Source organism: Micromonospora solifontis (assembly GCF_003725545.1).
Taxonomy (GTDB): Bacteria; Actinomycetota; Actinomycetes; order Mycobacteriales; family Micromonosporaceae; genus Micromonospora; species Micromonospora solifontis.
This window is the reverse complement of sequence record NZ_RJLN01000007.1, coordinates 98,529-106,628: the sequence shown is the minus strand read 5'-3', so window position 1 is coordinate 106,628 and position 8,100 is coordinate 98,529. Positions and strand designations below refer to the sequence as shown.

The window sequence follows — 8,100 nt, the reverse complement described above, 5'->3', positions numbered from 1 at the left end:
TAGAGTGCCTCGCGGTTACCAGGGTGGACCGTCGGTCAGGAGGACTCGCGGGCCGCCGGGCCGCTGCCGAAGAGGACGTCGTCCCAGCTCGGCAGCCGCTTGCGCGGCTTGCCGCCGGCCTCCGCCGCCTCGTTGCCGCCGGCCGCCGCCGCGGCGCCCGTCCGGCGCGGCCGCAGCACGGCCAGCGAGGGTACGGCGGGGACCTCCTTCGGCGCGTCCGAGTCGTCGTCGAACGCCGAGCCCTGGCCGCCACCGAGCAGCGCCGCCGCCCCGCCGGCCACGGCCCGCTGCCGGGGCGCGTCGGGACCGACCATGGCGGCCGGCGACCGGGTCTCCAGGCCCCGCCCGGACGAGCCCAGCGGCCGGTCCAGCGAGGCGAGCAGGGCGTCCCGGCCGGCGCGGATCGGGTCCCGCCCCGGGCGGGCGTGCTCGGCCGGGCCCGGCAGGCCGTGCCCACCCCGGCTCGGCTCGCCACGCGACGGGCCGGGCAGCGCGTGGCCGCCCCGCTCCGGCGCCGGCTCCTGGCCGAGGATCGGCGTGGGGCGCTCGGCGCACAGGTACTGCGCCATGTCGTCGTGCGGGGTGACCTGCTGCCGGGTCTTGTCGAGATCCCAGACCGCCTGCGCGGTGGCCTTGCCCGACGGCCAGGTGGCGATGATCCGCCAGGTGCCGTCGTCGCGCCGGTACGCGTCCCAGGAGATCTTCTCGGTGTCGATCCCGTGCTGGGCCAGCCGACCGTTGACCACCTCGGCCAGCGGGGTGGGCTTCTCCGCGCCCTTGAGCCGGGTGCGCCGGGCGTGCTGGGCGAGCATGGCCCGCTCCTGGAGCACCGGACCCGCGTAACGCAGGACGCGGTCGACCGGGACGCCGGCGATCCGGGCGACGTCCTCGGCGGACTCGCCGGAGCGGATCCGGGCCTGGATGTCCCGTGGGGAGAGCGACGGGGTCGGATCGACGGCGGTCGGCACCACGGTGAGGGGTGCCGCGCCGGGCTCGGCGTGCAGCACCGAGGCGACGCGCTCGTCGATGGGGAGGGCGAGCAGGCGCCCGACCTCGTCGGCGAGCACCAGAGCCTGGCCGTCCTCGGAGAGGGCGACGAAGCGTACTGGGCGCATGGGCTTGCCTCCGTCCCGCTTCGCTGGCCGTGTCACGCCACGAGCCGGCCACCCGGGCGTCTCGCACCACCGTACGCTCATCTACCCGAAGGTGGGGGATGCGACACCCGGCATGTCGCGACTGAGCTGCGGCGATGATCACGGTGGGTGGCCGTCGGAGCCCCGACGACCACCCACCGTCACGAGCTGATCAGAGTCGCTCGACCACGTAGTCGATGGACGCGGTGAGCGCCTCGACGTCGGCCGGCTCGACCGCCGGGAAGAGCGCGACGCGCAGCTGGTTGCGGCCCAGCTTCCGGTACGGCTCGGTGTCGACGATGCCGTTGGCACGCAGCGCCTTGGCGATCGCCGCGGCGTCCACCCCGTCGGCGAAGTCGATGGTGGCGACCACGTTGGAGCGCAGCGCCGGGTCGGCCACGAACGGGGTGGCGAACGACGAGCGCTCGGCCCAGCCGTACACGATGCCGGCGCTCTCGGCGGTGCGCTTGGCCGCCCAGGCCAGCCCGCCCTGCGCGTTCATCCAGTCGGTCTGCTCGGCGGCCAGGAAGATGGTGGCCAGCGCCGGGGTGTTGTACGTCTGCTCCAGCCGCGAGTTGTCGATCGCGGTGACCAGGTCGAGGAAGGCCGGGATGTAGCGGCCCGACTCCTTGATCTCGGTGGCCCGGGCGAGCGCGGCCGGCGACATCAGGGCCAGCCAGAGCCCGCCGTCGGAGCCGAAGCACTTCTGCGGGGCGAAGTAGTAGACGTCGGTCTCGCCGACGTTGACCTCCAGGCCGCCGGCGCCGGAGGTGGCGTCGACCAGCAGCAGTGAGCCCTCGTCGGCGCCGGCCACCCGGCTGATCGGCACGGCCACGCCGGTCGAGGTCTCGTTGTGCGGGGTGGCGTAGACGTCCACGCCCGCCTCGGCCACCAGGGTCGGCGCGGTGCCCGGCTCGGACTTGCGCACGGTCGGCTCGCCCAGGAACGGGGCGTCCTTGACCGACTTGGCGAACTTCGCGCCGAACTCGCCGAAGCTGGCGAACTGGGCCCGGTCGCGGACCAGGCCGAAGGTGGCGACCTCCCAGAAGGCGGTGGTGCCGCCGTTGCCGATGACCACCTCGTAGCCCTCGGGCAGGGAGAAGAACTCGGCGATGCCCCGGCGCAGCCGGGCGACCTCGTCGCGGACCGTCTTCTGCCGGTGCGAGGTGCCCAGGTAGCTGGTGGCGACGTCGGCGAGTGCGGAGACCGCCGCCGGACGGACCTTGGACGGCCCGCAGCCGAAGCGCCCGTCGGCGGGCTTGATGTCGTCGGGAATCCGGATGGTCGGTGCGTCAGCCACGGTTGTCTCGATCCTTCCGCATGGGCGGGGACGGGCCCTGATGCGGGCACGGACCGACGGCGGCCGCGCGCGGGCGCGCGGGAAGCCGGGATCCGAGCCCGGTCCGGCGGCACTGCCGGCCTTCATCCTCGCACCCTGGCCGGCCGGTCCGGCGGCTGGTCCCACCCCTGGCGCTGAGGGATGCGCCACACACGGCGAGGGCCCGGCCGGTGCCGGGGCCTTGCTCGGCGTCGCCCCGGCTCGGGGCCGGGGCGACGCTCGGAGTTAAAAGGGGGCCCTTCCTCTACCGGAGGCGTTAAGAAGGGGCCCTTCCTTACACGTCAGACGCCGTGCGGGATAGCGTCCCAGCCCTCGACCTCCTGCGGCTTGCGCGGGCCGTGGCCGATGTACCGGGCCGACGGGCGGACCAGCCGCTGGAGCTTCTTCTGCTCCAGGATGTGCGCGGACCAACCGCCCATCCGGGCACAGGTGAACATCGAGGTGAACATGTGCGCCGGGACCTCCGCGAAGTCCAGCACCACGGCCGACCAGAACTCGACGTTGGTGGCGAGCACCCGGTCCGGGCGGCGGGCCTGCAGCTCGGTCAGGGCCGCCTTCTCCAGCGCCTCGGCGACCTCGAACCGCGGCGCGCCCAGCTCCTTCGCGGTGCGCCGGAGCACCCGGGCGCGCGGGTCCTCGGCCCGGTAGACCCGGTGGCCGAAGCCCATCAGCCGCTCGCCCCGGTCGAGCACGCCCTTGACGTACCCCTCGGCGTCGCCGCTGCGCTCGACGGCCTCCAGCATGGTGAGCACCCGGGAGGGGGCCCCGCCGTGCAGCGGGCCGGAGAGCGCGCCGATGCCGGAGGAGATGCAGGCGGCGGCGTCGGCGCCGGTGGAGGCGACGATCCGGGCGGTGAAGGTGGAGGCGTTCAGGCCGTGCTCGGCAGCCGAGATGAAGTAGGCGTCGACGGCCTTGACGTGCCGCGGGTCGGGCTCGCCCCGCCAGCGCTTCATGAACCGCTCGACGATGGTCTCCGCCTTGTCGATCTCCTTCTGCGGCACCGCCGGCAGGCCGAGACCGCGGGCGGACTGGGCGACGAAGGAGAGCGCGGTGACCGACACCCGGGCCAGGTCCTCGCGGGCCTGCTCGTCGGAGATGTCGAGGAGCTGGTTGAGCCCCCAGTACGGGGCGAGCATCGCGACCGCGGATTGCACGTCGACGCGGATGTCACCGGAGTGCACCGGCACCGGGAACGGCTCGGCCGGCGGCAGGCCCGGGCCGAAACGCCCGTCCACCAGCAGCGCCCAGACGTTGCCGAAGGAGACCTGGCCGATCAGATCCTCGATGTCCACGCCGCGATAGCGCAGCGATCCGCCCGCGCGGTCCGGTTCGGCGATCTCGGTCTCGAAGGCTACGACGCCCTCCAGGCCCGGTTTGAAGTCGGACATTTCGTCTCCTGGCTTCCGGCGGCGGTGCGCCCGGGCGGGCTCATCGGCCCCGCGCCACGGGCGACCCTCTCAGGGATGTGGTTCGGAACATCTTGCCTGCTGGGTAACCCAGCGCGCGACCCACGGCCACTGTGCGCCACGCGACATCCCCGCCGGTGGACAAGCTCACGACCTCGGCCAGACTTGGCGTTGGGGCCTGGCCAGCGTCGGGGGACGCGGCCGCCCGGACGAGGGGGAAGAGGACTGTGACGGGCGACACACCGGCCCCGGCCGGCATGCGTAACGAGTACGCGGCCGACCTGGGCCTGACCGAACCGGACCTGGCACCGGACTGGCCGACCCAGTTCGCCCGTTGGTTCGCCGACGCGGTCGCGTACCCGCTCCCCGAACCGAACGCCATGGTGGTCGGCACCGCCGACGCCGAGGGCCGCCCCAGCGGCCGGACCGTCCTGCTCAAGGGGTACGACCCGGAGGGCTTCGTCTTCTACACCAACTACGGGTCGCGCAAGGGCGCCGAGGCGACCGCCAATCCGTGGGCCAGCCTGGTCTTCCCCTGGTTCCCGATGCAGCGCCAGGTGGTCGTGGCCGGCCGGGTGGAGCGGGTCGACCGGGCCGAGACCGAGGCGTACTTCGCCAGCCGGCCGCGCGGCTCCCAGCTCGGCGCCTGGGCCAGCGCCCAGTCCACGGTCGTGCCGGACCGGGCGGCGCTGGACGCGGCGTACCGGGCGGTGGCCGAGCGCTTCGCCGGGATGGACCGGATCCCCGCGCCGCCGCACTGGGGCGGGTTCCGGGTCCGCCCCGAGACGGTGGAGTTCTGGCAGGGCCGGGCCGGCCGGCTGCACGACCGGCTGCGCTACCGGCGCACCGACGAGGGCGCCTGGGTCGTCGAGCGGCTGGCCCCGTGACCGGGGTCAAGGAGGCCCGGCCGCGCGGGGCGCGCCGCTGGGCGATCGACCTGCGTCCGCTGGGCGTGCCCGCGTACCGGCGGGTCTGGCTCGGCAACGGCGTGGCCATGTTCGGCTTCCAGTTCACCGCCGTCGCCGTGCCGGTGGAGATGTTCGACCTGACCGGCGGCTCGCTCTGGGTCGGCCTGCTCGGGATCGCCGGCTTCCTGCCGCTGCTGGTGTTCGGGCTCTGGGGCGGGGCGGTCGCCGACGCCCGGGACCGGCGCCGGGTGCTGCTGGCCGGGGGCGGCCTGCTCTGGGCCTCGACCCTGGCGCTGCTGCTCCAGTCGCTGCTGCGGGTGGGCAGCCCGGTGCTGCTGCTCGCCCTCGTCGGCCTGCAGGCGGTCGCGTTCGCGATCACCTCGCCGGCCCGCAGCGCGATCCTGCCCCGCCTGGTGCCGGCCGAGCTGGTCCCGGCGGCCAGCACGCTCAACTTCACCACCTTCACCGCGACCTCGGTCTTCGGGCCGCTGGCCGCCGGCCTGATCTTCGCCGCCTGGCGCACCGAGACCGGGCTGCCGATCGCGTACGCGGTGGACGCGCTGCTGTTCACCGTGTCGCTCTGGGCCACCCTGCGGCTGCCGGCGATGCCGCCGGAGCCGGACCCGGACGGCGACGGCACGCCACGCCGGGCGGGGCTGGCCAGCATCGTCGACGGGTTCCGCTACCTGGCCACCACCCCGGTGCTGCTGCTCTCCTTCGCCATCGACCTGATCGCGATGATCCTGGCCATGCCCCGGGCGCTCTTCCCCGAGCTGGCCCAGCACCGGTTCGGCGGCGGCGCCGCGGTCGGCTGGCTCTACAGCGCCATCGCCATCGGGGCGATGCTGGGCGGGCTCACCTCCGGCTGGATCGGCCGGGTGCGCCGGCAGGGCCTGGCGCTGGTGGTGGCCGTGGTGGGCTGGGGCGTGGCGATCGCCGCCGCCGGGCTGGCCCGCCAGCTCTGGCTGGTGGTGCTGCTGCTCGGCCTCGCCGGGGCCGCCGACCTGGTCAGCGCGACCCTGCGGCAGTCGATGCTGCTGGTCTACGCGCCGGACCGGATGCGCGGCCGGCTGCAGGGGGTGAACACCGTGGTGGTCGCGGGCGGCCCGCGCCTGGGCGACCTGCGCGCCGGCGCGACGGCGGCGGCGTTCGGCACCGGCGTCGCCATGGTGGGCGGCGGCCTCGCGTCGGCCGTCCTGGCCGTGCTGCTGGTGGTGGCCTTCCCGGCGCTGCTCCGCTACCGGTCGGCCACCACCGCCGACCGTTGAGCGGGACCCTGCTCCACCGCGGGCGTTGACCGGGGGTCCTTCCTTGTAAGGTCGGCGGCATGGAGAACGGCACGCACCCGGCACCCTCCGGGGCACAGTGGACGATCGCCGCCGACGGCCACGAGGCCGTCGTGGTCGAGGTCGGCGGGGGCCTGCGGGCCTACCGGCACGCCGGGGTCGACTACCTCGACGGGTACGAGGCGGACGAGCTCTGCCCCGGCTCGGCGGGCCAGGTGCTCGCCCCCTGGCCGAACCGGATCCGCGACGGCGCGTACACCTTCGGCGAGCGGTCGTTTCAGCTCGACCTGAGCGAGCCGGCCCGGCACAACGCGATCCACGGCCTGGTCAACTGGGTCTCCTGGCACCTGGTCGAGCGGTCGCCGGAGAGCGTGACGATCGGGTACGACCTGCCGCCGAGCCCGGGCTATCCCTGGTCGCTGCGGCTGCGCACCCGGTGGACCGTCGGGGCGGACGGGCTGCGCGCCGAGCACGAGGTGACCAACCTGGCGGGCGGGCCGGCGCCGTTCGGCTTCTCGATGCACCCCTACCTGCGGCTGCCCGGGGTGCCCGTGGACAAGCTGTCGCTGCTGGTGCCGGGGCGGAGCCGGCTGCAGCTGGACACCCGGCTGCTGCCGCTCGCCGCCACCGAGGTCGCCGGCACCGAGTACGACTTCACCGAGCCGCGGGCGATCGGCGACGCCGTGCTCGACATGGCCTTCGGCGACGTCGAGCGGGACGCCGACGGCGGCTCGTCGGTCACCCTCGCCGCCCCGGACGGCTCGGCCGCGGTGCACGTCTGGGCGGACCGCGAGTTCGGCTGGTGGCAGGTGTTCACCGGGGACACCCTGCTCGGCGAGCGCTACCGCCGCTCGGTCGCCGTCGAGCCGATGACCTGCCCGGCGGACGCGTTCCGCTCCGGCAAGGACCTGATCACGCTGGCCCCCGGCGCGACCTGGCGGGGTGCCTGGGGCATCCGGCCCGGGGCCTGAGCGTGGAGTTCGCCGAGGTCGTCCGCCGGCGCCGGATGGTCCGCAACTACGACCCGGATCGGCCGGTCCCGCCGGAGGTGGTGGACCGGCTGCTGGCGCACGCCACCCGGGCGCCGTCGGCGGGCTTCGCCCAGGGCTGGGGCTTCCTGGTGCTGGAGGAGCCGGCCGACCGGGAGCGGTTCTGGGCGGCGGCCAGCCCGGGCGGGGGCGGCCGGGAACGCTGGCTGGCCGGCATGCGCCGGGCCCCGCTGATCGTGGTGCCGCACGCCAACCGTTCCGTCTACCTCGACCGGTACGCCGAGCCGGACAAGGGCTGGGCGGACCGGTCGACCGAACGCTGGCCGGTGCCCTACTGGTACGTGGACGCCGGCTTCGCGGCGCTGCTGATGCTGCTCACCGCCGTCGACGAGGGGCTGGGCGCGTGCTTCTTCGGCATCCCGCCGCAGCGGCTCGACGCGTACCGGGAGGCGTTCGGGGTGCCCGGGGAGTACCAGCCGATCGGTGCGGTCACTGTCGGTTACCGCGCCCCGGACCACCGGTCGCCGTCGCTGCGTCGGGGGCGGCGGCCGGTGGACGAGGTGGTCCGGCGGGGCCGCTGGAGTTGAGCGTGATTCGGCCCACCCGGCGGGGTAGAGGTGGTGGCGAACCCGACATGAGGGCGTAAAACGCGGTGTGGCGGGTGCGGTTAGGCTGGCACCGACATCACCAGCCGGGCCAGGGGGAGGGGAGCGCGCCTTGATCTTCAGAGCGGTCCGGGACGGGCGTCCCTACCCGGAGCACAACCTCACGCTCAAGCAGTGGGCCGAGATCCCGCCGCGCCCGCTGCGGCTGGACCAGCTCATCACCACCAAGCGCGAGCTGGCGCTGGACAAGCTCCTCGCCGAGGACTCCACCTTCTACGGCGACCTCTTCCCGCACGTGGTGCAGTGGAACGGCGGCCTCTATCTGGAGGACGGCCTGCACCGGGCGTTGCGCGCGGCGCTGCAGCAGCGCAACCAGATCCACGCCCGGGTGCTGGTGCTCAGCCCGCAGGGCGAGTGACCGCCCCCTGAGTCTT

Annotated in this window: 8 protein-coding genes; 5 read left to right on the top strand and 3 right to left on the bottom strand. The window is 74.6% G+C overall.

Annotated elements, in window-relative coordinates:
- Window positions 1–35: 35 nt before the first annotated feature.
- From sepH to EFE23_RS04480, 3 genes are all read right to left on the bottom strand, one after another.
- Window positions 36–1,115 carry a septation protein SepH gene (gene sepH / locus EFE23_RS04490; protein WP_123239591.1) on the bottom strand — a complete coding sequence of 360 codons (1,080 nt, stop codon included), beginning with the start codon at window positions 1,113–1,115 and terminating at the stop codon, window positions 36–38.
- Window positions 1,116–1,305: 190 nt separating this feature from the next.
- Window positions 1,306–2,433 (bottom strand): phosphoserine transaminase, encoded by a 1,128-nt coding sequence (serC, locus tag EFE23_RS04485; protein ID WP_123239590.1) that lies wholly within the window; start codon window positions 2,431–2,433, stop codon window positions 1,306–1,308.
- 320 nt (window positions 2,434–2,753) lie between these two features.
- Entirely contained in the window at window positions 2,754–3,860 is a 1,107-nt protein-coding gene (locus EFE23_RS04480) for a citrate synthase 2 (RefSeq protein WP_123239589.1), read from the bottom strand.
- A 275-nt stretch (window positions 3,861–4,135) separates the two neighbouring features.
- On the opposite strand from EFE23_RS04480, the gene pdxH reads away from it, so the two are divergent.
- The 5 genes from pdxH to EFE23_RS04455 all read left to right on the top strand — a co-directional run bounded on the left by pdxH (window position 4,136) and on the right by EFE23_RS04455 (window position 8,084).
- Window positions 4,136–4,765: a pyridoxamine 5'-phosphate oxidase gene (pdxH, locus tag EFE23_RS04475; RefSeq protein ID WP_123239588.1), complete on the top strand. Its 630-nt coding sequence runs from the start codon at window positions 4,136–4,138 to the stop codon at window positions 4,763–4,765.
- Window positions 4,762–6,054 carry an MFS transporter gene (locus EFE23_RS04470; protein WP_123239587.1) on the top strand — a complete coding sequence of 431 codons (1,293 nt, stop codon included), beginning with the start codon at window positions 4,762–4,764 and terminating at the stop codon, window positions 6,052–6,054. Before pdxH ends, EFE23_RS04470 begins: the two co-directional genes overlap by 4 nt.
- A gap of 59 nt (window positions 6,055–6,113) precedes the next feature.
- Window positions 6,114–7,043: an aldose 1-epimerase family protein gene (locus EFE23_RS04465; RefSeq protein ID WP_123239586.1), complete on the top strand. Its 930-nt coding sequence runs from the start codon at window positions 6,114–6,116 to the stop codon at window positions 7,041–7,043.
- Window positions 7,044–7,045: 2 nt separating this feature from the next.
- Entirely contained in the window at window positions 7,046–7,648 is a 603-nt protein-coding gene (locus EFE23_RS04460) for a nitroreductase family protein (RefSeq protein ID WP_123239585.1), read from the top strand.
- A gap of 130 nt (window positions 7,649–7,778) precedes the next feature.
- Entirely contained in the window at window positions 7,779–8,084 is a 306-nt protein-coding gene (locus EFE23_RS04455) for a type II toxin-antitoxin system VapB family antitoxin (protein WP_091113285.1), read from the top strand.
- The last annotated feature ends 16 nt before the right edge of the window (window positions 8,085–8,100 follow it).